The following is a 25,259-nucleotide window of genomic DNA, read 5'->3' on the forward strand; positions in this document are numbered from 1 at the left end:
TCGCGGGACGGGCCTTTCCGCCGACCTGTCAGACGGCCCGTTCGACGATGTCCTTGATGCGGGTCAGCGACGCGGCCACGTCGTCGGCGAGCTTGCGGTTCCACTCGGCGGTGAACCGCCGCTGCCCGTCCGGGCCCAGCTGCCGGAAGATCTTCGCGAGCCCTTCGGTGGGCCGGCCGAGCCGGTAGTGGTGGACGAGCAGGCAGCCGTCCCCGGCGGCCTCGAACTCGTACGTCCAGGTGCTGTCCTGGCGGCGCCCGGCGCTGTCGCGGACGACCCACTGGAACAGGCGCCCGGGCTCGGCGGCCACGACTTCGGATTCGGTGGTCCAGGGGCCGCGGACGATCGGCGCCCAGGGCACGACGTCCGCTCCGCGGTGGTTCTCGCCGCGGAAGACGGCGCCGACCGTGCGCGGCGTCCCGGACACCCAGCGGCCGCCGGTGCACTCGCGGCTCCACTCGCCGCTGCGGGCGAGTTCGCTGACCGTGTCGTAGACGGCGTCCGGCGCGGCAGCGACGAGGATGCGGGCCTGCACCCGGAGGATCGCGGCGGCGTCAGCGGCGTGGACGGCGTCAGCGACGTGGGCGGCATCGGCGACGTGGGCGGCGTCGGTGGCGTCGGTGGCTCGGGGAGTCATAGCTTCCAGGGTGCGCGGGCCTGCGGGCCCCGGGCAATGGCGGCCCGACGGATGAGTCAGGTCCCGGACGCCTCCGTACGGTCTTCGTGGCGGGCCGGCTCTCAGATCGTCAAGAGCAGCCGCCGACCACGGAGTTCGCCGTTCTCCATGCGGCGGTGCGCCTCGGCGGCGGCCGCGAGTGGCAGCCGTTCGACGGCTCGTGCCCGGAGCCGTCCCGTGGCGGCCAGCCGCCCCACGACTCCCGCCGCCTCGGCGAGTTCGGCGGTGGACGCGTGGGAGATCGCGAACCCCACCACTGCCCCGCCCTTCTGGTACAGCGGCCCCACGGGCAGGACGGGCCGGGCGGCGACGCCTGCCAGCAGCACGATCCGGCCGCGCGGCGCGAGCAGCGGTACGGCGGCGTCCAGGTCGTGCCCGCCGTGGGTGGCGACGTGCACGTCGACGCCGCGGGGCGCGGCCGCCGCGAGACGCCCGGCGAGCCTGCGGTCGGCGTAGTCGAGGACCTCGTCGGCGCCGAGCGAGCGCACGTACTCCGCGTCCTGCGCCGCGGCCGTGGCCACGACCCGGGCGCCCGCCCACGCGGCCAGTGCCACCAGCGCGCCGCCCACGTTCCCGGCGGCCCCGCCGACGAACACGGTCCCGCCGGCCCGCAGCCCGCCGTGGGTGAACAGCGCGAGGTGGGCCGTGACGGCGGGGTGGGCGACCGCGACGACGTCCTCGGGCCGCGCCCCGGCCGGCAGCGGGTAGAGCCGGTCGGCGGGGACGACGGCCTGCTCGGCTGCGGCCCCCTGCCGGCCGCAGTGCCCCAGGCTGTTGCACCACACCGGGTCGCCGGGCGCGAACCCGGGCGCGCCCGGTCCGGCCTCGGCGACCGTCCCCACCAGGTCCCGGCCGATCACGAAGGGGAAGGGCAGCGCCGTCCGGAAGCGCCCCGAGCGGACGAGGGTGTCGACGGGGTTGACGGTCGTGGCGGCGACGTCGACCAGGACGTCGGTGGGGCCCGGCCCGGGCCGCGGGGCGGGGAGCTCGCCGACCACGATCTCCTCCGGCGGGCCGAACCGATCGATGTAGGCGGCGCGCATGCCGTCCACTGTCGCACGGGGTGGCATGCGGGAGAGGGGGCCGGAGGAGGGCCGCTGACGGTATGTCATCTCACGTCGCCCCGGCGGCGGGGACCTGACGGACCCCGTGCCCGCACGTTGACCCCCGTCGTCCGCCGACGGCCAGATGAGACCAGAGGAAAACCGTGCGGAATCCGCCGCACCGCAACCGTTCGTACGGCAACCGCTCGTACGGCAACCGTTCGCGCACCGCCGCACCGCCGCACCGCCGCACCGCCGTGCATCCCCGCCCCGGGAGTCCCCTCAGAACGGAGGAGCATACGCATGAGCAGCAGCAGTCGTATCGAGGTCGGCATCGTCGGTGCCGGCCCACGGGGGCTGTCCGTGCTGGAGCGGCTGTGCGCCAACGAGCGCGCCGCGCCCTCGCATTCCGCGGTGACCGTGCACGTCGTCGACCCCTCCGCGCCCGGCGCGGGCACCGTGTGGCGCACCGACCAGTCCCCCCACCTGCTGATGAACACCGTGGCCTCGCAGATCACCGTGTACACGGACGACAGCGCCCGGATCGAGGGCCCGGTCGAGCCGGGACCCAGCCTGTACGAGTGGGCGCGCGACATCGCCGACGGCGGGGCCAACGGGGTAGGCAGGGCCGACGGGGACAGCGAGAACAGCGAGAACAGCGGCCTGTACGACGCCGCCACCCTTGCCGAGGCCCGCGCCCTGGGGCCGGACGCCTACCCCACCCGCGCCTTCTACGGCCGATACCTCCACGACAGCTTCCGCCGGATCGCCGCCCGCGCCCCCGCGCACGTGACCGTCGAGGTCCACCGCTCGCGCGCGGTCGCCATGGCCGACGTCGAAGGCATCACCGGCGGGCCCCAGGGCATCCGCCTGGAGGACGGGACCCGCCTGAACCGGCTCGACGCGGTCGTCATGGCGCTCGGCCACGTGCCCGCCCAGCTGTCCGCCCGGGAGGCCCGTACGGCGTCGCTGGCCCGTATCCACCACCTCGACTACGTCACGCCCGTCAACCCCGCCGACCTCGACCTCGGGCACATCGCGCCCGGACAGCCCGTCCTGCTGCGCGGCCTGGGCCTGAACTTCTTCGACTACATGGCCCTGTTCACCGCCGGGCGCGGCGGCACGTTCGTCCGCGAGGGCGGCCGGGTCGTCTACCGCCCGTCCGGCGCGGAGCCGCGGCTGTACGCGTTCTCCCGGCGCGGCGTCCCGTACCACGCGCGCGGCGAGAACGAGAAGGGCGCCCACGGCCGCCACCGGCCCCGGCTGCTCACCGCCGGCTACATCGCCGGCCTGCGCGAGCGCGCCGGGCGCGGGGGCCCCGTGCGCTTCGGCACCGACCTGTGGCCGCTGATCGCGGGCGAGGTGGAGAGCGTCTACTACGGCACGCTGCTGGAGCGGCTCGGCCGGGCGGGCGAGCGGGAGGAGTTCACGGAGCGCTACCTGGCGCTGGAGAAGGACGACGAGCGCGCCGAGCTCCTCGACGCCTTCCGCATCGCCCCCGCCGACCGCTGGGACTGGCAGCGCCTCGCCAGACCGTACGGCGACCGCGCGTTCACCGGCCGCGCCGACTTCCACGCCTGGCTCCTGGACTACCTGCGCGCGGACGTGCGGGCCGCCCGCGAGGGCAACGTCAGCGGGCCTCTGAAGGCGGCGCTGGACGTCCTGCGCGACCTGCGCAACGAGATCCGGCTCGCCGTCGACCACGGCGGCCTCGAGGGCGACTCCCACCGGGACGACCTCGAAGGCTGGTACACCCCCCTCAACGCCTTCCTCTCCATCGGCCCGCCCGCCTCCCGCATCGAGGAGATGGGCGCCCTCATCGAGGCCGGCGTCCTGGTCGTCACGGGCCCGGGCACCGTCGTCCGCCTGGAGGTCGCCGGCCCCGAGGGCCCTTCCTTCGCCGCCGACTGCCCGGCCGTGCCCGGCCCGCCCGTCCGCTCCCGCGTGCTCATCGAGGCCCGGCTGCCCGAACCGGACCTGCGCCGCACCGCCGACCCCCTCCTGCGCCACCTCCTGAACACCGATCAGGTCACCACCTACCGCATCCCCACGGCCACCGGCGCGGGCTACGAGACCGGCGGACTGGCCGTCACCGAGCGCCCGTACCACGTCCTCGACGGCCGCGGCCGGCCCCACCCGCGCCGCTTCGCCTACGGGGTGCCCACGGAGTCCGTGCACTGGGTGACGGCGGCGGGCATCCGGCCCGGCGTCGACTCGGTGACACTGGGCGACGCGGACGCCATAGCCCGCGCGGCCCTGTCCCTCCCCCCAGTGGCCCACGTCCCCCCGTCCCTCCGCCCCCCGACCCCGGACACGACCCCGGAAGGGGTGATCGTATGACCGCGAATCCCGACGACGCCGGACCGTCCACCCCCACGAACCCGCCACCACGGCCCGCCGAGCCCAGCGGTGCCGCACCCACCCGGTCCCGTTCGGTACCGCCCGAGCCCGTGGTCGTGGACGCCGGCCTCCTCTCGCCCGTCCGGGTCGGTACCCCCGCCGAGGAGGCCACCGCCGATACCGCCTGGCTGCAGGCCATGCTCGATGCCGAGGCCGCTCTCGCGCGGGCGCAGGCCCGGCTCGGGGCCGTGCCCGTCCCGGCCGCGGAGGCCGTCACCCGGTGCGCGCGGGCCGGGCGGCTCGACGTGCGGGCCCTGGCGCTGGCGGCCCGTGAGACGGCCAACCCCGTCGTCGGCCTCGTCCAGGCGCTCACTCGTCTCGTCGCCGAGGACACCCCCGAGGCCGCGGCCTACGTGCACCGCGGTTCCACCAGCCAGGACATTCTGGACACCGGCGCCATGCTGGTCGCGGACCGCACCCTGCGCACCGTCCGCGCCGACCTGACCCGTACCGCCGAGGCGCTGGCCGTCCTCGCGGCCCGGCACCGGGACACCGTCATGGCGGGCCGCACGCTCACCCTGCACGCCGTGCCCACCACCTTCGGGCTGAAGGCGGCCGGCTGGCGGCAGCTCGTCCTCGACGCGGAGGCACGGCTCGGCCGCGTGCACGAGAGCCTGCCGGTCTCGCTGGGCGGCGCGGCGGGCACGCTCGCCGGCTACCTGGAGCACGCCCGGCTCGACGGAGCCGCGGGCACCGGCGACGGCACCTACGCCGAGCGGCTCGTGGACGCGTTCGCCGCCGAGACGGGCCTGGCCCGCCCCGCCCTGCCGTGGCACGCGCTGCGCACCCCGGTCGCCGACCTGGCCGGGGCCCTCGCCTTCACCGCGGGCGCCCTCGGCAAGATCGCGGCCGATGTCCAGTCACTGGCGCGCACGGAGGTCGGCGAGGTCGCCGAGCCGGGCGGCGGCCCGGCGGGGCGCGGCGGTTCCTCGGCCATGCCGCACAAGCGCAACCCCGTGCTCGCCACCCTGATCCGCAGCGCGGCGCTGCAGGTCCCCGCGCTGGCCGGCGCCCTGACGCAGTGCCTGGCGGCCGAGGACGAGCGGTCGGCCGGCGCCTGGCACGCGGAGTGGCAGCTGCTGCGCGAGTGCCTCCGCCTCACCGGCGGAGCCGCCCGTACCGCCGCCGAGCTGGCCGGCGGCCTGGACGTGCGGGCGGAACGCATGCGAGCCAACCTCGGTCTGACGGGCGCACAGATCGTCTCGGAGCGGCTCGCGGCCGTCCTCGCGCCGCGCATCGGCAGGGCCGAGGCCAGGCGGCTGCTGACGGAGGCGTCGGCCGAAGCGGCGGCCGGTGGCCGGGAACTGCAGGCGGTTCTCGCCGAGAAGCCGTTACTGGACGGTCACTTCACCGCGGCCGAACTGGCGGCCCTGTGCGACCCCGCCGACTACACCGGCGCCGCAGGCCTGCTGGTGGACCGGGCATTGTGGCCCTGACAACACCTCACGCGAATCACCTGCGTTTTTCCTCCGCCTTCCGTACCCTCACCCGAGGCCCGCGGAAGGCGGATGCGTGTTCGGTCATTCACGGGCGAAGATCGGCCAAGCGGGCAACGCCGTGGTTAGGATGATCGGCGTATTCCGCTTCTGGACGGGACGTCAGGGACAACGGCCCCGTCCAGCCGTCCGCATGCCCCCTGCGTCCACGAGGAATTGATGTCACATCACATACCGGACGTAGTGACCTGGTGCCTGGCCGCCGCACTGATCGCCGTCGCGGTCCTGCTGGTGCGCCAGCGGGGGATCGCCGCGGCCCTGCGGCTGCGCGCCGCCACGCTGGAGGAGGGGCAGCGGGCGCGCGACAGCGAACTCGGGCACCTCGTCAACGTCCGGCTCCCCGCCGTCACGGCCTCCATGCAGCAGCCCGTGCCGCTGCCCGGCCTGCTCGACGAACAGCTCACGGGCACCGTCTTCGCGCACGGCCTGCAGTCGGTGATGGACACCTTCACCCAGGCCGTCGACAAGGCGCAGGCCCGCGCCGACCAGTCCGCGAAGGCCGCCCTCAAGGCCTCCATGCGCGCCCTCCAGGGCCTCGCCCACGAGCAGCAGCTGGCCATCTCCGACATGCAGGACCGGCACGACAACCCCGACGTGCTGCGCGACCTGCTGCAGATCGACCACGCCAACTCCCAGTTCGGCCGCCGCGCCCAGGCCATCGCCGTCCTGTGCGGCTCCTGGCCGGGCCGGCAGCGCGCCGCCTCCCCGCTCACCGACGTCGTCCGCGGCGCCACGTCCCGCATCCGCGACTACCGGCGCGTCCAGGTCCACAGCCAGGCCGACCTCGCCGTCGTCAGCCGCGCCGTGGAGCCCGTCGTCCTCGCCGTCGCCGAGCTCCTCGACAACGCCGCCCGCCACTCCCAGCCCAACACCACCGTCGAGGTCGGCCTGCAGCCCGTGCACAACGGCGCCTGCGTCGTCATCGACGACGCCGGTGTCGGCATGGACGGCCAGGAGACCCAGCGGGCCGGCGCCCTGCTGTCCGGCCGCGCCGCCGTCGACGTCTCCCGCCTCGGCGACCCGCCGCAGTTCGGCTTCCCCGTCATCGGCGTGCTCGCCGCGCGCTACGGGTTCAGCGTCTCCGTCGACACCCGCTCGCCCTACGGCGGCGTCCGGGCCGTGCTGTTCCTCCCCAGCACCCTGCTCACCCAGCTCGACATCGACGGGCCCGGCACGACGCCGCTGCGTCCCCCGGGCGCGGGCGCTGGCGCTGGCGTGGGCGCGGGCTCGCACGTGGCGGACCGCACCGCCGCGACCCGGGCCCCGGGCCGGACGCCCGTCCCGGACTTCCCCGACTTCCCGGAGGCCTCGGCCGCCGCATTCCCGGAGAGCTCCGCCCGTGGGCCCGAGGGGCCGGGTGGCTTCCCGGAGGCCTCCGGCCGCGGGTCCGAGAGGCTGGGCGGCTTCCCGGAGACCTCCGCCCGCGGGCCCGAGGCCCCCGGCGGCTTCCCGGAGACCTCCGCTCGTAACCGCGAGGCACGGGCTGGTTTCCCGGAAGCTACTGCTCGCCACCGCGAGGCATCGGCCGGCTTCCCGGAGGCTTCCACCCGTAACCGCGAGGCACAGGCCGGTTTCCCGGAGAGCTCCACCCGTAGCCCCGAGGCGCCGACCGGTTTCCCGGAGACCTCCGTCCGTAGCCCCGAGGCGCAGGCCGGCTTCCCCGGCATGCCCGGCGGCAGCCGCGGCGTGCCCGACGGCCCCCTCGGCGGTGGCCCCATCTCCGACGGCGGTCCCGTGGCCGGTGCCCGCCCGGGCGCCGACGGCGGCCCGGTCTCCGGAGGCGGCGGCTTCCTCCCCGGCGGCGGCTCCGCCTCCGATGGTGGCTCCCTCCCCGGAGAGGCTCCCGTACACGGCACCTTCGGTTCCACCGCCGGAGGCCTCCCCAAGCGCCGCCGGCGGCAGCCGTCCCCCGACGCCCGCCGGGGCCGCCCCGCGCCCCTGTCCGCCGAGTCGCCCGCACCGGGCGCCCCCGGCAGCGGGCCCGCCGCCCCCGAGCGCACCGCCGAGGAGACCGCCCGCCGCATGGGTGCCTTCGCGCGCGGCACCCGCGCGGGCCGCACCCCCGCCGCAGGCACCCCCGTAGGCCCGCTGCACGGGACCCCGGAACCGGACGCCGCCCACCCCTTTGCCCAGGCCCCCGCCCCCGTAGACGACGAAGGGAACCCCCACGCGTGAACGACCACCTCAACAACGAGCTCGGCTGGATGCTGGACGAGGTCGTCAAGATGCCCGAAGCCCGGCACGCCATCCTCCTGTCCTCGGACGGCATGCTGCGCGCCCGCTCCCAGGGCATCGAGCGCGACGAGGCCGAGCGCCAGGCCGCGGCCCTCTCGGGCCTGCAGTCGATCAGCCGCTCGACCTCCGAGTTCTGCGCCCACCAGGCGCAGCAGGACAACCCGTGGCGGCAGACGCTCGTCGAGTTCGCCCACGGCTACGTCTTCCTCATCGCCGCGGGGCCCGGCGCCTACCTCGCCGTCTCCGCCACCGAGCACGTCGACATGGAAGCGGTCACGTACCGCATGCAGAAGCTCGTCGACCGGCTCGGCAAGGAGCTGACCAGCCCGCCCCGCGCGGGCAACGCGGGCAACCCGGGCATCGGGGGCAACTGGCAGGGCTCGGGCGCCCCGGCATGACCCCGCCCACGCCGAGGCACGAGCGAGGGTTAGTGCGCCCGTACGTCGTCACCGACGGCCGCGCCCACCCGACCCGCAACACCTTCGACCTGGTCACCCTGGTCCTGGCCCAGTACGACCGGCCGCTCACCGGGCTCAGCCCCGAAAAGCGCCGGCTCATGGAACTCTGCCTCGGCGGCCCCCTGTCGGTCGCCGAGATCGCCGGGCACCTCATGCTGCCCGTCAGCGTCACCAAGGTGCTGCTCGGCGACCTCGTCGACAGCGGCCACCTCATCACCCGGGCCCCCATCCCCTCGGCACAACTTCCCGAGGCCCAGATCCTGCAGGAGGTGCTGGATGGACTCCGCGCTCGCCTCTGAGCCAGCTCCCGACGGAGACCTCTATCTGCGCCGCACCGTGAGCACCGCCGCGAAACTCCTCGTCGTCGGCCACTTCGCGGTCGGCAAGACCACTTTCGTCGGCTCGCTGTCGGAGATCCGGCCGCTGCGCACCGAAGAGACCATGACCCAGGCCGGTGCGAGCGTCGACGACCTCGCCGGCATCGAGGGCAAGACCACCACCACGGTCGCCATGGACTTCGGCCGCCTCACCCTCAGCGACAGCCTCGTGCTCTACCTCTTCGGCGCGCCCGGCCAGCAGCGCTTCACGCGCCTGTGGCAGGACATGACCCACGGCGCGCTCGGCGCGCTCGTCCTCGCGGACACGCGCCGCCTGGAGCAGTCCTTCGACGTCATGGGCCTCCTGGAGGAGCTCGGCCTGCCCTACGCGGTGGCCGTCAACCACTTCGACGGCGCGCCGGTGTACCCGGAGGAGGAGATCCGCGAGGCGCTCGACCTGCTGCCCGAGACGCCGCTGGTCACGTGCGACGCCCGCGACCGGGTCTCCTCCACCCGCGCACTCATCTCCCTCGTCGAGTACCTGCAGCGGCGCACCGCAGTACGGGAGCACGCGTGAACCACCGTCCCGACGCCTGGGGGACGGCAGGGGAGCCCACCCCCGCCCCGATCCCCCCACCGGGCTGCCCCGCCCATCAGGGCCCTGCGCATCCGGGCCCCATGCCGCATGGCGCCGGGCACCAGGGGGCCGTGCAGCGGGACCCTGCGCACCAGGGCTTCATGCCGCAGGGCCCCGCGCACCATGCTCCTGAGCACTCGGCTCCCGCGTACCCGGGCACCGCACACCAGGGCAACCTGCAGCCGAACCCTGCCCACCAGGCCCCCCCGCCCGCGTTCTGGCCCCCCGAGGGGCCCGCAAGCCAGGCACACCCCGCCGGCCCCGGCACCTCCGGAGGGCCCGCGGGCCCCGCCGGCCCCGTAAGCCAGACACGCCCTGCCAGCCCCGCAAGCCCCACACCCCCCACATGCCCCATAGGCACCCCCGCGCCCACCCCCATGTACGGCCCCGACTTCGCCGCCGACCCGCACGCCGTCTACGCGCGCCTGCGTACCCAGGGCCCGGCCGCCCCCGTGGAGCTGGCGCCCGGCGCGCACGCGACCCTCGTCACCGACTACCGGGCCGCCCTCGAAGTGCTCCGCACCCCCGAGATCTTCGGCAAGGACGCCCGCCGCTGGCGCGCCCTCGCCGACGGCCGGGTCGCGCCGGACAACCCGGTCGTGCCGATGATGGCCTACCGGCCGAACTGCCTGTTCTCCGACGGCGAAGCCCACACGCGGCTGCGCCAGGCCGTCACCGACTCCCTGGCGCGCATCGACCCGAACGCCCTGCGCGGCTACGTCGAGCGCAGCGCCGACACGCTCATCGACCGCTTCGCCGGCCTGGGCGAGGCCGACCTCCTCGGCGCCTACGCCAAGGTGCTGCCGCTGCTGGTCTTCCAGCAGCTCTTCGGCTGCCCGCCCGAGCTCGGCGACCGCCTCGTCGAGGGCTTCTCGGGCATCTTCGACGGCGTCGACGCCGAGCGCGCCGACGCCCTCATCACCAGCAGCCTCGTCGAGCTCATCGCCCTCAAGCACGAGCAGCCGGGCGCGGACATGACGTCCTGGCTGATGGCGCACCACGCCCGCCTGAGCGACGAGGAGCTGATCCACCAGCACGTCGTCCTCATCGGCGCCGGCACCGAGCCCCAGCAGAACCTCATCGCCAACGCCCTGCGGCTGCTGCTCTCCGACGACCGCTTCGCCGGCGACCTCGCCGGCGGCAGCATGCCCGTCGAGGACGCCCTGGACGAGGTGCTGTGGCTCGACCCGCCCATGGCCAACTACGGCGTCCACTACCCCGTCCAGGACGTCGACTTCGGCGGCGTGCCGCTGGCCGCCGGCGAGCCCGTGGTCGTCAGCTTCGCCGCGGCCAACACCGACCCGGCGCTGCTCTCCGGCCGGCGCACCGGCAACCGCGCCCACCTCGCCTGGAGCGCGGGCCCCCACCACTGCCCGGCCAAGGACGCGGCCCGCCTGATCGCCGCCGTCGCCGTCGAGAAGCTCCTCGACCGCCTGCCCGACCTGGAGCTCGCGATCCCCGCCGACCGCCTCGTCTGGCGCCCGGGCCCCTTCCACCGCGCGCTGACGGCCCTGCCCGTGCGCTTCCCCCCGGCGCCGCCGTCCGGCTCGCGGCCGGCGCCCGTCCACGACCTCTCGGCGTCCGCCGTACGCGGCCCCGTGCCCGGAGCCACGCACGTCCCCGGCTCCGGCCCCGGCACCGGGGCCAATCCGGGCCCCGGCCCCGGTCCCGGTCCCGTGCCGCCGTACGAGCACCCCCGCTCCGATCAGTCCGCTCATTCCCCGCAGCAGGCCGACCTCCCTGGAGACAGCCGATGGAACCCAAGCCCAGTACCGTCCCGGTTCAGTCCGCCCCCTTCCGGATCGACGCCACCGGCAGCGACATCCACGGCGAGGCCGCCCGCATCCGCGCCCGCGGCGCCGCGACGCCCGTGGAGCTTCCTGGGGGAGTGGTGGCGTGGGCAGTGACCACCCAGCCGCTGCTGAAGGAGCTCCTGACGGACCCGCGCGTCTCGAAGGACCCGCATCAGCACTGGCCGGCCTGGATCAACGGTGACATCTCCCCCGAGTGGCCCCTGTTCACGTGGGTCGCCGTGCGGAACATGTTCACCGCCTACGGCACGGACCACAAGCGGCTGCGCACCCTCGTCGCCAAGGCCTTCACCGCCCGCCGCACCGCCGCCCTGCGCCCCCGCATCGAGGCGATGACGGCGGACCTCCTCGACGCCCTGGCCGCCAAGGCTCCGGGCGAGCCCGTCGACCTGCGCGAGACGTACGCCTACCCGATCCCCATCCAGGTCATCTGCGAGCTCTTCGGCGTCACCGACCCGGACCTCCGCGACGGCCTGCGGGACTGCGTCGACAGCATCTTCCACACCTCCGCCGACCCGGACGAGGTCACGGCCACGTACGCGCGGACGTACGAGCTCCTCGGCGCCCTCGTCGCCGCCAAGCGGGCCGCCCCCGGCGACGACATGACGAGCGTGCTGATCTCCGCCCGCGAGGAGGACGGCTCGCGCCTCAGCGAGCAGGAGCTCCTCGACACGCTGCTGCTGGTGATCAGCGCCGGCCACGAGACGACCGTCAACCTCCTCGACAACGCCATCCACGCGCTGCTCACCCACCCCGACCAGCTGGCCCTCGTCCGCGCGGGCACGGCCGGCTGGGACGACGTGATCGAGGAGACCCTGCGCAACCGGGCCCCCGTGGCGAGCCTCCCGCTGCGCTACGCCACCGAGGACATCGCGCTGCCCGACGGCACGGTGCTGAAGCAGGGCGACGCGATCCTCGCCGCCTACGCCGCGGCCGGCCGCGACCCGGAGCTGCACGGCGCGGAACCGGACCGCTTCGACGTCACCCGCACCGTCAAGGACCACCTCGCCTTCGGCCACGGCGTGCACTTCTGCCTCGGCGCCCCCCTCGCGCGCCTGGAGGCCGCGATCGCCCTGCCCGCGCTCTTCGACCGCTTCCCGCGGATGCGGCTGGCCGTCGAGCCGGGCGACCTGCGGCCCGTGGAGTCCTTCATCTCCAACGGCCACCGGGCGCTGCCGGCCCTGCTGCACGGCTGATCCGCCCGCCCGCCCCCCGGCACGGCCGGCCCCGCCGTGCCGCACGACGACTGAGCGTGCGGCACGGCGACTCAGCGTTCAGCACGACAACTCAGCGTCTTCGCCGCACCACGGAACGGGTGGTGCGGCGTGCGCCACATTTCCGTTCCGGCGGGTGGCGGGTGGGCGGCCGTCCGGGGGAGCGCTTACGATCCTCTGTTGTGTCCAAACTGACCGACCTGCCGAAACGGATCCTCATCGGCCGGGCGCTGCACAGCAGCAAGCTGGGAGAAACTCTTCTCCCGAAGCGCATCGCCCTGCCCGTCTTCGCCTCCGACCCGCTCTCCTCCGTGGCGTACGCGCCGGGCGAAGTGCTCCTCGTGCTCTCCGCGGCAGGCGTGTCGGCCTACCACTTCAGCCCATGGATCGCTCTCGCCGTGGTCGTGCTGATGTTCACGGTGGTCGCCTCGTACCGCCAGAACGTCCACGCCTACCCCAGCGGCGGCGGCGACTACGAGGTCGCCAACGTCAACCTCGGCCCCAAGGCCGGCCTGACCGTCGCGAGCGCCCTGCTCGTCGACTACGTCCTGACCGTCGCGGTCTCCATCTCCTCGGGCATCGAGAACCTCGGCTCCGCCGTCCCGTTCGTCATCGAGCACAAGACGGCCTGCGCCGTCGGCGTGATCGTGCTGCTCACCCTGATGAACCTGCGCGGCGTCAAGGAGTCGGGCAAGCTCTTCGCGATCCCCACGTACGTCTTCGTGGGCGGCGTGTTCATCATGATCGTCTGGGGTGCGGCCCGCGGCCTCTTCATGGACGAGACCATGAAGGCCCCCACCGCCGACTTCACCATCCACGCCGAGCACCAGGGCCTCGCGGGCATCGCCCTCGTCTTCCTGCTGCTGCGCGCCTTCTCCTCGGGCTGTGCGGCCCTGACCGGCGTCGAGGCCATCAGCAACGGCGTCCCCGCCTTCCGCAAGCCGAAGTCGAAGAACGCCGCCACGACGCTCGCCCTGATGGGCGCCCTGGCCGTCACCATGTTCTGCGGCATCATCGGCCTGGCCATGGCGACGAACGTCCGCATGGCCGAGAACCCGGCCACCGACCTGCTCGAGAACGGCACGCCGGTCGGCGAGGACTACACCCAGAACCCGGTGATCTCGCAGGTCGCCGAGGCCGTCTTCGGAAGCGGATCGTTCCTCTTCATCATCCTCGCGGCGTCCACGGCGCTCGTGCTGTTCCTCGCGGCCAACACCGCGTACAACGGCTTCCCGCTGCTCGGCTCGATCCTCGCCCAGGACCGCTACCTGCCGCGCCAGCTGCACACGCGCGGCGACCGCCTGGCGTTCTCGAACGGCATCGTGCTCCTGGCGGGCGCCGCGGCCGTCCTGGTGTACATCTACGGCGCGGACTCGACCAAGCTGATCCAGCTCTACATCGTCGGCGTCTTCGTCTCCTTCACCCTGAGCCAGACCGGCATGGTCCGGCACTGGAACCGCCACCTGCGCACGGAGACCGACCCGGCCAAGCGCCGCCGCATGATCCGCTCCCGCGCGATCAACATGTTCGGCGCCTTCCTCACCGGCCTGGTCCTCGTCGTCGTCCTGCTGACGAAGTTCACCCACGGCGCGTGGGTCGCCCTGCTCGGCATGGTGATCTTCTACGCCACGATGACGGCGATCCGGAAGCACTACGACCGGGTGTCCGAGGAGATCGCGGCCGACGAGGGTCCGGGCGACGACACCGTGCGCCCCTCGCGCGTCCACTCGATCGTTCTGGTCTCCAAGATCCACAAGCCGACGCTGCGGGCCCTGGCCTACGCCAAGCTCATGCGCTCCGACACCCTCGAAGCGCTCAGCATCAGCGTCGACCCGGCCGAGACCAAGGCGCTGCGCGAGGAGTGGCAGCGCCGCAGCATCGACGTCCCGCTGAAGATCCTCGACTCGCCCTACCGCGAGATCACGCGCCCCGTCATCGACTACGTCAAGAGCCTCCGCAAGGAGAGCCCGCGCGACGTCGTCAGCGTCTACATCCCGGAGTACGTGGTCGGCCACTGGTACGAGCACCTGCTGCACAACCAGAGCGCCCTGCGCCTGAAGGGCCGCCTGCTCTTCACGCCGGGCGTGATGGTCACCTCGGTGCCCTGGCAGCTCGACTCCTCCGAGGCGGCCAAGCTGCGGGCCCGCAAGCGCGCCGAGTGGAACGCGCCGGGTTCGGTGCGGAGAGGCCCGGTGGGGGAGCAGAAGAAGGAAAAGGCGTCGACGAAGAAGTAGCGAAGAAGTAGCACCGTCGACCCGGTGAATTCGCAGGTGGGGTGGGACGGCCCGTAGACTGGACGGCTGTCCCGCCCCACCTTTCTCTTTACGTCTCTGGAGCCGACCACCATGCAGAACGCACCGCAGGAAACGCTGGTCGGCGAGGAGTACGAGGTCGAGGTCGGCCCGGTGGCCCACGGCGGCCACTGCGTAGCCCGTACGGAGTCGGGCCGCGTCCTCTTCGTCCGCCACACGCTCCCCGGCGAGCGCGTGATCGCAAAGGTGACGGAGGGCGAGGAAACCTCCCGCTTCCTCCGCGCAGACGCGGTGCAGGTCCTGGAACCGTCGAAGGACCGCGTTCCGGCCCCCTGCCCCTTCTCCGGCCCCGGCAAGTGCGGCGGCTGCGACTGGCAGCACGCCAAGCCCGGCGCCCAGCGCCGCTTCAAGGGCGAGGTCATCGCCGAGCAGCTCAAGCGCCTCGCGGGCCTCACCCCCGAGGACGCCGGCTGGGACGGCACCGTGATGCCGGCCGAGGGCGACAAGCTCCCCGCGGGCGAGGTCCCCGCCTGGCGCACCCGCGTCCAGTACGCGATCGACGCCGAGGGCCACGCGGGCCTGCGCAAGCACCGCTCGCACGACGTCCAGGTCATCGACCACTGCATGATCGCCGCGCCGGGCGTGAGCGAGCTGGGCATCGAGAAGCGCGAGTGGCCGCAGATGGCAACGGTCGAGGCCATTGCAGCGTCGGGCTCCGCGGACCGCCAGGTGATCCTCACCCCGAAGCCGGGAGGCCGCCTCCCGATCGTGGAGCTGGACAAGCCGGTCTCGGTTCTCCGCATCGGCGAGAAGGACAAGCAGGTCCACCGCGTCCACGGCCGCCCCTTCGTCCGCGAACGCGCCGACGAGCGCACGTACCGCGTGGGCGAGGGCGGCTTCTGGCAGGTCCACCCGCAGGCGGCCGACATGCTGGTGAAGGCCGTCATGCAGGGCCTCATGCCCCGCAAGGGCGACATGGCCCTCGACCTCTACTGCGGCGTGGGCCTCTTCGCCGGCGCCCTCGGCGAGCGCATCGGCGAGAAGGGCGCCGTCCTCGGCATCGAATCCGGCAAGCGCGCCGTCGAGGACGCCCGCCACAACCTCCAGGACCTCGACCGCGTCCGCATCGAACAGGGCAAGGTCGAGCAGGTCCTCCCGCGCACGGGCATCAAGGAGGCCGACATCATCGTCCTCGACCCGCCCCGCGCCGGCGCCGGCAAGCAGACGGTCCAGCACCTGGCCTCCCTCGGCGCCCGCCGCATCGCCTACGTAGCCTGCGACCCGGCCGCCCTGGCCCGCGACCTCGCCTACTTCGCGGAGGCGGGCTACAAGCCGGTGAAGCTGCGCGCCTTCGACTTCTTCCCGATGACGCACCACGTTGAGTGCGTCGCGATCCTTAAGCCTGCCGCAAAGGGTCTCTGACCTGCGGTTTTACCTGGTGTGCATTATGTGCGCTATGGGCGTTAGGGGCGAATTTTTGACGCTGAAATGACGCTCGTGACGCTCTCCTGACGCTCGTTGGGAGGGTGGCCAGAGGGCGCAAAATCGCCCGTCGACTGGGTGGTCGACGGGCGATGCGTTGGGTAGGACGAGGGGCCTGCGCAGGCTGCACGACGACGCGGTTCCGAAGTACTTTGACGTGCGCTCACACCTCCGGAAACAATCCTGTCCTCGCGGATCGTTGTGATCCGCGAGGACAGGGGGGACGGGTGTCGAGTCTGAGGTTGTTCAACGTCGCGGGTGGTGGCGCGGCAGAGGTGGTATCGGCCACGGCGGTGCGTGAGCGGCATCTGCAGGAGCTGGTCGAGAGGAACATGGAGGCGCTGCTGGGCGTCCGCTTCCTCGCGAGCGAGTACAGCACCGGACCGCTGCACGGCGGCCGGATCGACTCGCTGGGCCTGGACGAGAACGGCGCGCCCGTGATCGTGGAATACAAGCGTGGCCAGAGCTCGGGTGTAATCCCCCAGGGCCTTTTCTACCTTTCCTGGCTGACCGACCACCGGGCCGAGTTCCAGCTCCTGGTCCGCGAACGCCTCGGGGCAGCGGCGGCGGCTCAGGTGCTGTGGAGCGCGCCCAGGCTGATCTGCGTCGCGGAGAGCTTCACCCGATACGACGTCCACGCCGTACGCGAGATCCAGCGCAACATCGACCTCGTCCGATACCGCTACTTCGGCCACGAGCTGCTCGCCTTGGAGACGGTGGTCTCCGTAACGTCGTCGGCCAAGGAGCGGCGTGCCGTGCGCAAGCGAGATCGTGCCGACACGACGATCGTGCAGCCCTGTGGCGCCGGCGGACCGCTGGACGAGCTGCGATCGGCCCTGGACGACGTCTTGGTGTCGCTCGGCGATGACGTGACGCAGGTGGAGCGCAAGCAGTACCTCGCTTACAGACGGCTGAAGAACTTCGCCTGCGTCGGCCGCACGCAGCAGCGCGAGGTCGTCGTCTACCTCAAGGCAGACCCGGACACGGTCGACCTCGTCCCCGGCTTCACGCGGGACGTAAGGGAGATCGGCCACCACGGCACGGGGGCGCTCGAGGTGCGCCTGCGGTCTGAGGCGGACTTGGAGCGCGCTGGAGACCTGTTCCGGCTGAGCTACGAGGCCGCGTAGGGCCAAGCTCACCGGCAACATGAGGTCCGTCGCAGCGGGGAGAAGAGAGCTGCCCGCGGAGAATCGGGTATCTGAAGTTGAGGGAGCGACGTGACATGTCCTTTCAGTCAGAGGGGCAGGGCTGGCGGTGGATACCCCCATGATCCAGCTGGGAGCCGGTTTGGTGAACCGGGAAATCAACGCTATACGCGGAGGCGCCTCTGCTGCGCTGTGTGGCCTGGTTGTGCAACGCGAGATTTTGGCAGAGAGGTACCTTCCAGGCTCTCCTGGCAGCGCCCTTGACCGTGCTGGTGCTCGTGGTGTCAGTCCTGATGATCCGCTGGAACGCCCGAGTACGCAGGACTGCTGTCCCCGTTGGTGATTGCGAACGAGCGACTGAGAACACGCCCTCGCACGAACCCGGCTGAGCCGCTGCTACTCGGACGTCGAGGACTCAGTGGCCTCTGCCATCGCTGAGGGCACGGTGTCCAACGGAGGTATCTTCGACCGAACTTGCTCTCGGAACCAGGACGCGGTTTGCCGGAACTCTTCGCGAGTGGCTTCGTCCAGCAGTCTCTCCAGCGGGAAGCTCGGGCGGCGGCCTGTGACCAAAGGAATTCCTGCCACTGAACTCATGCGAGCCAACAGCTCGTCACGCAGGGCTTCGTCGCGGAAGAGCTTCTCTTGCGCGGGAGTAGAAAAATCGAACACGACCTTGGTTCGGATCCGATGGTTCGGATAGACGGCGATCCATGCCAGCCAGACGTAGCTGTTGCCATCGGCGTAGGGTGCGCGGAGGGTGTATGTGGCGGAGCCGTTCTCGGTGGTGGTGTACCAGGGGGCACCACCTTGGCTTTCCCAGGTGCTGGTGAGGTCTCGTACGACCTGAAGCTGCTCGGGGCCGCCGTGTTGTTCCAGCGCGCTCCAGAAGATGTCCGGCTCTTTGCCGCGCCTGAATGCGGGACGGCGAACAACGGTGTCCGATACGGCTCCATAAGCGTGCGGGGAGAGCATCGTGAGACTGTCCGGACTGCGGAACCGGGGCAGGGCGATGGCTGCGACGCTGGTGGTTTTCAATGCGCCGCTCAGAAATTCAACGATGGCGCGCAGTTCATCCGGAATGTGGTCCGCGACGAACAGCAGGCGCATGTTCCCTCTCTGGAGGTTCTGGCGTACTTCTCGCCAAAAGATATCCGGGTCGCGCCCGGGCAGGAGATCCTCATAAGCTTGCTCTGATTCGAGTCCGCGGGATCGCCAAGTTTGCTCGAAGTTGTCGCGGAGTGTTTTTTCGGTCCAGTATCGAGCTCCGTTGGCGGCATAGTCGAGCATTTGCCCTACGACTTCGCGACGTATGCGGGTGTCGTTGGCACGCTTGACCTCGACGAGGGTAGGCAGTGCGTCCACGTCGACGAAGAGGTGGTCAAGGCTCAAGCCTCTGGAACTTTCGTCGTTGAGGGGTGTGGGCATCTCCTTCCGTACAAGGATCAGGTTGGGGGAGTCTACGAGGGGGCCACAGGCCAGAACCTGAGGATGGTCGGCTATCAGATCCTGGAGCTCTGCCTCGCTTTCATAGGGTGTGTGCTCCATGCGTGAGATGCCTCCGTTGAGCAGGTAAACAGGGTCGGCGGTCACAATTCCCCCTCGGGATGTCAGACGTGTAGCCCCGGCCAGGGCAACGCATGCCATGCAACTCCGATGATCGTGCCACGAGGCTCTGACATCGCTGCTTCGGCAGCCGTACCGGAGGGCCCGACACCTGGCCGTGACGAATCAAACCCAACCGGCGGTGTGCTGTTACAAGGAGGAACTGAACGTCTCAAGTGAGCCGCTCAGACGGGGAAGCGGTCTGCGGGCCCGGTCGCCATGGCGAGTGGGGCGTGGGCCGGCGGGTGCCTTGACTGCCTGTAGACGGGGAGGAAGCCCTGTTGTCACAGGGGTCTTGCGCTGTTGGTGGTGTCGGCTCCCGGCGCTCCGTCAGTCGCCGTGTTCGGGGTGGAGTTGCGGTGTCTCTGCAGGGCCCTGAGCCCGGGGAACGCGAGGACAGGTACCAGAATGGCCGAGATGGGTTCGGGGAAGTCCACCCAGTTGACCAGGAGAGCGATAGCCGTCAGATATGCGGTGAACAGCGCATAGGAGACCACGGTCCTCACCGCAAAGGCAGGCCGTGGAATGGGGCCGTTCCAGCCGGGATTTGCAGAGATCAGGGCCTCATCTGCAACTCGCATGTCAGGCGGAGATGAGGGAGCCTTCACCGCATGGGTGATCACGGACATCAGGATACGGGAGAGCTCATCGAGCGCGGTTGCGTCGTTGCGCAAAAACCGGATCTTCGCTGCCTGGACGTTCTTGATGACCAGTTCCGCATCCGCGCGTGCTTGATTGCGTAGTTCGGGGTCGCTCGTCTTGGGCACGTACTCGGCCTGGCGAGCAAGCGCGGCGCAGAACGCTTCAATTGCCGGAGCGATCACGTCGGGGTCCTGACCGCCGGCAAAATCGGGAGCGGGACCGTGGCAGGCATCCAGTGCGTAAAGAGCGAGGTGCACGGTGTGCTGGGTGGGCTCGGATTCCTCGTAGCGGCGCCAGTCGTAGGTACCGAAGCCGATGGCGGCCGCGGTCACGAGCCAAATACCGACGCTGGTGGTCCACTGTGCCCCTGGAGGGTCGCCGATGAGCAGGGTGAACCAGGCCCCGAGGGCCAGGAGCCCAGGCGGCATCCAGGACATGACGACGCATGTCGTTGCGAACTCGCGTGTTCGTACCAACGTTTCGAGACGACCCCAGCTCGCTTCCAGGTCTCCAGAAGGCGTATTGCCGGGCCTGGTCAGGAGGACCCGTGCTCGCGCAATGCGGGCGGGGGCTGGTGACTCTGCCCAGCGGCGTAGGAGGGGCAGCCTGAGCAGAGTCCCTTGGGGTTGGCGGTTCCGGGCATACCACTGCGGGCCGATGAAGGGCATGCGCAGCCCGATATATATCGCCCCGGCCAAGACACAGCCGCTGATGATCGCGTTCCTCATGATTGCCCATCATGGGTGACACCACTGACATCCCGTTCCTGCACGCAGAAACGGGATGCTCGGCCTGCCAGCAGGGTCGGCCCATCTGGCCATGGCTGACTCTGCCCGTTGGTCCGCAGTACTGGCAGGGCCGTGTCTCTGGTTGCTCAGGCGCTCCATTCCACCCGCACGGGCTCGCGGGCCACAGCGAGGGCGCCGTCGAGGTCGGCGAGGCGTTCGGCGAGGGTGGTGGTGGCGATGCGGGGAGGGAGGGCCACCGAGAACTTCAGGCCGCGGACGGCGCGCGGGTCGACGGTGGGGAGGGTGAGGGAGTCGGGGAGTTCGGCTCGGGCCGTCTTCCAGTCGGCGGGGGAGAGGTCCTGGCGGAGCCGGATATGGGTGTCAGTGGGGCGCTGCACGGGGTCGGCCAGGTTGCCAAGGGAGGCGGCGAGGGTGGCGTTGGCGCGATACCCGGCCCAGGTCCACCAGCGGGTGGCGTCGGCGTCGTGGACCAGCAGGGTGCCTGCTGGGTGTACTTCGTGGGGTGCGTGGTCCATGCGGAGTTCGGCGAGGGTCGCGATGGCGCGGCGGGTGAGGCGGACGTCGGGGTCGGTGCCGAGGAGGACGTCGCGCATGGCGCGGGTGAGGGCGTACGACAGGCCGCGGACTTCGCTGCCCTGCCATTTGGCGATGCCGCCGTCCTCAACGGGTTCCACGAAGGTACGGCGTCGGGCCCAGTCGATGAAGGTGACCTGCCAGCTGCGGCCGGCCAGGAGCAGGCGGCGCGGGCCCTGGCGTTCCTCCGTGAGGACGGTGGGATCGGCGGTGCCGATCTCGGTGCGTCCGGCGAGCACAGTGAATTCGGGGGGTGCGGTGAAGGAGGCGGTCAGCTCCATGAAGTGCCGGCGGCCGAAGTGCTTCTCGGCTTCGGGGCCGATGAACAGCATGCCGCCGTCGCTGTCGAGGAAGCCGCCTGCGACCAGGTGGGACACGATGGGCGCGGCGGACCGGTCGAATGGTGTGAGGCCGTTCCACTGCTCGGGCCACAGACGGTCTCCGATGCGGTGTTCCTGCAGGGTGACGGCGAAGAGTTGCTGTGCGACAAGATGGCGGGGTGAGGGCGGCGGGGTGACGGGTTCCACCCAGCCGCGGGACCACAGGGTGAGCAGGCCGGCGGCTTGGAGCAGGGTGTCGGGCCGGGTGGCGAGGAACAGGCAATTGCGGGAGGTCCCGGTGCGGCGTCCGGTGCGGCCGATGCGCTGCAGGAAGGAGGCCACGGTGCTGGGTGAGTCGATCTGAATGACGCGGTCGAGGTCACCGACGTCGATGCCGAGTTCGAGGGTGGAGGTGGAGACGATGACGCAGTCGCGGGCTTCGGCGAATGCCTGCTCGGAGCGTGCGCGCTCGTCGGTGGAGAGGGAGGCGTGGGAGAGGAACACGGTGACGTCACGGGCGCGCAGTGCCGCACCGAGCTCTTCCACCTGCTTGCGGGAGTCGCAGAAGACGAGCCGTTTCTCACCCCGGTGCAGGGCGGAGATCACCTTGGCGGCGTTGGTGAGCGATCCGACGTAGTCAAGCTCCACCTCTCCAACAGGACGCAGGAGTTCGGTGCTGCTGGTGGTGCTGTTAGTGGCGGGCAGCGTGACGCCGGGGGCGACGACCCGGCCGAGGCGGTCGGCGGGGCTCGCGCCTTGGAGCCAGGTGAGCAGGGCGTCGGGGTTGCCGACCGTGGCGGACAGGCCGATGCGCTGGATGCGATGGCCGGCCAATCGCTCAAGGCGTTCGAGTACGGCGAGCAGGTGCCAACCGCGGTCGTCCCCGGCGAAGGCATGCACCTCATCGACGACAACGGCACGCACCCGGCCCAGCATGTGCGCATGGTCGGTCTTGACGCTGATGAGCATCGCTTCGAGGGACTCGGGCGTGGTGAGCAGGAAGTCGGGGGAATCGATGCGGATGCGACGGCGTACGGACTCGGGGGTGTCGCCGTGCCAGAGGGCGGCTCGGCGCCCCAGCCACTGGGCGTAGCTGTCGACCCGGTGCACCAGGTTGTTCAGGAGCGCCTTGAGCGGCGCCAGGTAGAGGACGGAGGTGCCGGTCCAGCGCTTCTCTCGCATGGCGGACAACAGCGGGAAGGTGGCGGCCTCCGTTTTCCCGCCCGCCGTCGGCGCGAGAAGGACCGCGTCCTCGCCGTCCATCAGCGGATGCACGGCGGCCTTCTGCAGGGGGCGTAGATCGGGCCACCCGAGCGTGTTGACGATGTGATGCAGGACTACCGGGTCGAGGCGTTCCACCGGGTCGGTGCCGCGCCGTTGCTCCTGCACGTCTGTGACTCCTGCGCTGGTCGTCAGAGTTCGGGACTTCGGAAAATGGCCCTTCAGAGTTCGAGTTCGAGGTCGTCCGCCGAGGCGGCTGGCGCGGGTGCGGCGAAGTTCCGTTCGGTGGCGGTGAGGTCACCGCTGCCCACGGTCAGCTTGTAGTGAGTGCGCGGGTCGAAGTCGGGGAACTGGTCGATCCGGTCGAGCACGTCTCCGACCAGCTTCTTCAGGTACAGCCGCGGTGCTACTCCGACCTTTCCGCCGAGGGCCCCGCCCACGGCCCGTGCCAGGTCCGTGAGGTACGCGTCGTCGGCGAGCTGCTTGATCCGGTCGGGGGACCGGGAGCCTTCGGCGTACAGGTCACGGATGGTGGCGCCCAGGCCGGTCAGTGACTCCTCGGTGAATCCAGGCAGCCGGATCTGGACGGCCCGGGGGTTGTCGAAGCGGGGATCGGTGGTGAAGTCGGTGGCGAGACGCTGGGCGAGCGGCGCGAGTCGCTGCACGCCCTGCTGTCCGTCGTAGAAGGCGGGCGTGCCGGTGATGACGAGGTACAGGCCCGGGAAGCGACCGGAGTGGACCTCGTCGATGAGCTGCCGCAGCGCGTTGAGCGCCTTGTCACGGGCGTCGGAGCGGACCCGCTGCAGGGTCTCCACCTCGTCCAGGACGAGGACAAGTCCGGCGTGCCCGGCGTCCCGGAGCACGGTGAGCAGGCCCTGCAAGAATCCGAAAGCGCCGAAGTGATCGAGGTCGCCTCGGACGCCGGCGCTGCGCCGGGCGGCTGCGGCGACGTGCGGCTGGCCGCCGAGCCAGGACATCACCGCAGCGGCGGTAGCCTCATCGCCGGCGTCCAGAGACTGCTTGTATCCGCGCAAGGCGGTGGCGAACGCGGGGGCCTGCCGGGACACTTCGGCCAGGCGGGCGGTGAGCAGCCGGTCCACGGCCTCCGGCAGCTCGCTCTCGCCCGCGCCGTCGGCGAGTGCGTCCTCCTCCAGCGCGTAGAACCAGGCGTCAGCGACCGGGCGCAGGGCGCTGGGCGGGAAGCTAGCGGTGGTCAGGCGTTCGGTGAGTCGCCGGTAGACAGTCTCCAGCTTGTGCAGAGGAGTCTCGGTCTCCGACACCTGCACCTCGGCCACGGCGAAGGTGCGCCGTTTGGCGCGCTCGCCGAGCCAGCGGGTGAAGAAGGTCTTGCCGGAGCCGTACTCGCCGCGCACGGCCTTGAACACCGAGCCGCCGGCGGCGACGGTGTCCAGTTCCTCGTCGACTGCCTGCTCGAAGCGGCCCAGTCCGGTGGCGAGCAGGTCGAGGCCGCTCTCGGGGACAGCGCCGCGCCGCAGCGCGTCCACCACGGCCCGCCGTCGCACGGCGCCGACCGGGACGGCGGCCCCGGACGCTGAAGATCCAAACGCGTTCACCCGAACAGTCTCCCATCCGGCCGGCCGCCGCATACGAATCGCAGTGTGAGGACGAACGGGACTGGCTTCGGCACGCGAGCCACGGCGGCGAGCCCGGTCGAGTACGGCTCCGGCCAGGTTGAGCCTGACGTGGCATCACCTAGGCTTTACCTCGGCGTGAAACATCCGAGGGGGGACCTTGAGTATCGATTCGAGCACGGCGCGGCCGACCACTCGGCGACCGGCGTCACCGGGGCCGGAGTTCGGGCAGGCCCTGCTGCCCGGCACAGAGACAGGTACCGAGGGCATGCGTCAGCGGCTGATGATTCTGCGAGGCAGGCTGGAACGTTGCGCCACGGTGTTGCGGGCTCACAAGGAGATCGCCACCCGCGCTCCCCGGACCGACGCCCTTGCTCTCGACCTAGTTCGGGATGATCAACGTCTCCTGCGCGACGTGCAGCAGTGTGACGACGAAGCTGGCGAAATCGATGACGTGCTCATCGAATTCTTCGAGGAGCTCATGGCGGGCGACCTGAAGTCGGTCCGACGCAGGCAGGAAGCCGAGCGTCTTTCCGGCCAGATCGGGGTCTCACCCCTGTACTCGCCCGGTTGGAACTCGGTGGATGAGATATCGGAGACCTTCGCTCACGCCTCGTCGCCGCTGCTGAGTGTGGAGGGTGGGAGCCTCTTTGAGCCGACCGCCTTGTTCGTCAAGCGCTACGCCGAGCATGCGACGTTTACCCGCACCATGCGTAAGGACGTCATCTTGTGGTTGGCGGCGCTCTGGGAGGTGGTCATAGAGGCCCTCAACGGTCCCCTTCTCCAGGAGCCCACGTTGATGGACTTGGAGGGGATCGATGAGCTGCACCACAGCCAGTTCGAGCAGCTGATCGCCGACCTCCTCGACCGCGATGGATACCGGATCATCCGCTCGGGTGGGGGTGCTGGCGACATGGGCGCCGATGTCCTCGCGGCCGACCCCCTCGGGCGGTTCGTAATGGTGCAGGCGAAGCACTTCACCGGTGGTGGTGGTTCGGTGGGTCAGCCCGTCGTGCAGCACCTGTACGGCGGGGCCATGGCCACGCACCCCTCGACATTGCCCGTCGTCGTGACGAATGGAAGGCTCACTGGCGGGGCGAAGGGGTGGGCGGCGGAAGACTTCCGGGCGCGGCTGATCGGCCGCGAGGAGTTGCGGCGGTGGGCGGAGAACGGGGAAAGCCTGGAGTCGGTCCTTAAGGGCACCGGGCCCGCATAGAGATTGCACCCGTCTCAACATGCGGGTGCCCCGCCCCCGATGGTCTCCTGTGTCAAGAAAGCAACGCTCCGATGAGGAGGCCGGCACCGGTGGTGACGGCCGATGCGACGCCCAGGGCCAGCCAGACACCCATGTGGAGACCGGGCGGCCGGTGCGCGGACCGGGCGGGGTGGCG

At 71.3% G+C, this 25,259-nt stretch carries 18 protein-coding genes; 12 read left to right on the forward strand and 6 right to left on the reverse strand.

Going from position 1 to position 25,259, the window contains the following annotated elements; all coding sequences use genetic code 11:
* Window positions 1-28: 28 nt before the first annotated feature.
* Together AS857_RS06370 and AS857_RS06375 are read right to left on the reverse strand one after the other, a co-directional pair.
* Complete coding sequence (locus tag AS857_RS06370) at window positions 29-637, reverse strand: SRPBCC family protein (protein ID WP_079110131.1); 609 nt, start codon at window positions 635-637, stop codon at window positions 29-31.
* A gap of 101 nt (window positions 638-738) precedes the next feature.
* Window positions 739-1,719, reverse strand: a complete 981-nt coding sequence (locus AS857_RS06375; protein WP_058042175.1) for an NADPH:quinone reductase — start codon at window positions 1,717-1,719, stop codon at window positions 739-741.
* A gap of 303 nt (window positions 1,720-2,022) precedes the next feature.
* Between AS857_RS06375 and AS857_RS06380 the strand changes: the two genes are divergently transcribed.
* The 11 genes from AS857_RS06380 (at window position 2,023) to AS857_RS06430 (ending at window position 17,148) form a co-directional block, all read left to right on the forward strand.
* Window positions 2,023-4,059, forward strand: coding sequence for an FAD/NAD(P)-binding protein (locus AS857_RS06380; protein WP_058042176.1), 2,037 nt, complete (start codon window positions 2,023-2,025; stop codon window positions 4,057-4,059).
* On the forward strand, window positions 4,056-5,555 hold the full coding sequence (locus tag AS857_RS06385) for a nitrosuccinate lyase (RefSeq protein WP_058042177.1): 1,500 nt from the start codon (window positions 4,056-4,058) through the stop codon (window positions 5,553-5,555). The genes AS857_RS06380 and AS857_RS06385 overlap by 4 nt, the downstream gene beginning before the upstream one ends.
* Before the next feature lie 219 nt (window positions 5,556-5,774).
* Window positions 5,775-7,790, forward strand: a complete 2,016-nt coding sequence (locus AS857_RS42305) for an ATP-binding protein (RefSeq protein WP_420823917.1) — start codon at window positions 5,775-5,777, stop codon at window positions 7,788-7,790.
* Between the two features lie 29 nt (window positions 7,791-7,819).
* Window positions 7,820-8,248: a roadblock/LC7 domain-containing protein gene (locus AS857_RS06395; RefSeq protein ID WP_420823940.1), complete on the forward strand. Its 429-nt coding sequence runs from the start codon at window positions 7,820-7,822 to the stop codon at window positions 8,246-8,248.
* Entirely contained in the window at window positions 8,245-8,607 is a 363-nt protein-coding gene (locus AS857_RS06400) for a DUF742 domain-containing protein (RefSeq protein WP_058042179.1), read from the forward strand. Before AS857_RS06395 ends, AS857_RS06400 begins: the two co-directional genes overlap by 4 nt.
* Window positions 8,585-9,202, forward strand: coding sequence for a GTP-binding protein (locus AS857_RS06405; RefSeq protein ID WP_058042180.1), 618 nt, complete (start codon window positions 8,585-8,587; stop codon window positions 9,200-9,202). Before AS857_RS06400 ends, AS857_RS06405 begins: the two co-directional genes overlap by 23 nt.
* 437 nt (window positions 9,203-9,639) lie before the next feature.
* Window positions 9,640-11,169, forward strand: a complete 1,530-nt coding sequence (locus AS857_RS06410; protein ID WP_245699630.1) for a cytochrome P450 — start codon at window positions 9,640-9,642, stop codon at window positions 11,167-11,169.
* A complete protein-coding gene (locus tag AS857_RS06415; RefSeq protein WP_245699631.1) occupies window positions 11,166-12,269 on the forward strand; it encodes a cytochrome P450 family protein in 1,104 nt (367 codons plus the stop codon). The genes AS857_RS06410 and AS857_RS06415 overlap by 4 nt, the downstream gene beginning before the upstream one ends.
* Window positions 12,270-12,469: 200 nt before the next feature.
* On the forward strand, window positions 12,470-14,521 hold the full coding sequence (locus AS857_RS06420) for an APC family permease (protein WP_058042182.1): 2,052 nt from the start codon (window positions 12,470-12,472) through the stop codon (window positions 14,519-14,521).
* Between the two features lie 111 nt (window positions 14,522-14,632).
* The gene (locus AS857_RS06425; RefSeq protein ID WP_058042183.1) at window positions 14,633-15,961 is read left to right on the forward strand and encodes a class I SAM-dependent RNA methyltransferase; all 1,329 of its coding nucleotides are present in this window, start codon (window positions 14,633-14,635) and stop codon (window positions 15,959-15,961) included.
* A gap of 287 nt (window positions 15,962-16,248) precedes the next feature.
* Window positions 16,249-17,148 (forward strand): DUF5655 domain-containing protein, encoded by a 900-nt coding sequence (locus AS857_RS06430; RefSeq protein WP_058042184.1) that lies wholly within the window; start codon window positions 16,249-16,251, stop codon window positions 17,146-17,148.
* A 414-nt stretch (window positions 17,149-17,562) separates the two neighbouring features.
* On the opposite strand, the gene AS857_RS39470 is transcribed toward AS857_RS06430, so the two are convergent.
* The 4 genes from AS857_RS39470 to brxD form a co-directional block, all read right to left on the reverse strand.
* A complete protein-coding gene (locus AS857_RS39470; protein WP_144440742.1) occupies window positions 17,563-18,759 on the reverse strand; it encodes a hypothetical protein in 1,197 nt (398 codons plus the stop codon).
* A gap of 296 nt (window positions 18,760-19,055) precedes the next feature.
* Complete coding sequence (locus AS857_RS06445; protein ID WP_144440743.1) at window positions 19,056-20,141, reverse strand: hypothetical protein; 1,086 nt, start codon at window positions 20,139-20,141, stop codon at window positions 19,056-19,058.
* A gap of 146 nt (window positions 20,142-20,287) precedes the next feature.
* Window positions 20,288-22,444, reverse strand: a complete 2,157-nt coding sequence (locus tag AS857_RS06450) for a DEAD/DEAH box helicase (protein WP_058042188.1) — start codon at window positions 22,442-22,444, stop codon at window positions 20,288-20,290.
* A 53-nt stretch (window positions 22,445-22,497) separates the two neighbouring features.
* On the reverse strand, window positions 22,498-23,799 hold the full coding sequence (gene brxD, locus AS857_RS06455) for a BREX system ATP-binding protein BrxD (RefSeq protein WP_420823918.1): 1,302 nt from the start codon (window positions 23,797-23,799) through the stop codon (window positions 22,498-22,500).
* A 229-nt stretch (window positions 23,800-24,028) separates the two neighbouring features.
* Here brxD and AS857_RS06460 point away from each other — a divergent pair, with 229 nt between their 5' ends.
* Complete coding sequence (locus AS857_RS06460) at window positions 24,029-25,084, forward strand: restriction endonuclease (protein ID WP_144440744.1); 1,056 nt, start codon at window positions 24,029-24,031, stop codon at window positions 25,082-25,084.
* Window positions 25,085-25,259: the final 175 nt, after the last annotated feature.

Origin of the sequence: Streptomyces roseifaciens, from assembly GCF_001445655.1 — a bacterium.
Lineage (GTDB): Bacteria > Actinomycetota > Actinomycetes > Streptomycetales > Streptomycetaceae > Streptomyces > Streptomyces aureoversilis.

Coding starts and splice junctions, on each gene's coding strand:
- AS857_RS06375 (WP_058042175.1), bottom strand. CDS start 1,719: ATGCGCGCCGCCTACATCGATCGGTTCGGCCCGCCGGAGGAGATCGTG.
- AS857_RS06400 (WP_058042179.1), top strand. CDS start 8,245: ATGACCCCGCCCACGCCGAGGCACGAGCGAGGGTTAGTGCGCCCGTAC.
- AS857_RS06410 (WP_245699630.1), top strand. CDS start 9,640: ATGTACGGCCCCGACTTCGCCGCCGACCCGCACGCCGTCTACGCGCGC.
- AS857_RS06405 (WP_058042180.1), top strand. CDS start 8,585: ATGGACTCCGCGCTCGCCTCTGAGCCAGCTCCCGACGGAGACCTCTAT.
- AS857_RS06380 (WP_058042176.1), top strand. CDS start 2,023: ATGAGCAGCAGCAGTCGTATCGAGGTCGGCATCGTCGGTGCCGGCCCA.
- AS857_RS06370 (WP_079110131.1), bottom strand. CDS start 637: ATGACTCCCCGAGCCACCGACGCCACCGACGCCGCCCACGTCGCCGAT.
- AS857_RS42305 (WP_420823917.1), top strand. CDS start 5,775: ATGTCACATCACATACCGGACGTAGTGACCTGGTGCCTGGCCGCCGCA.
- AS857_RS06425 (WP_058042183.1), top strand. CDS start 14,633: ATGCAGAACGCACCGCAGGAAACGCTGGTCGGCGAGGAGTACGAGGTC.
- AS857_RS06445 (WP_144440743.1), bottom strand. CDS start 20,141: ATGAGGAACGCGATCATCAGCGGCTGTGTCTTGGCCGGGGCGATATAT.
- AS857_RS06385 (WP_058042177.1), top strand. CDS start 4,056: ATGACCGCGAATCCCGACGACGCCGGACCGTCCACCCCCACGAACCCG.
- AS857_RS06395 (WP_420823940.1), top strand. CDS start 7,820: ATGCTGGACGAGGTCGTCAAGATGCCCGAAGCCCGGCACGCCATCCTC.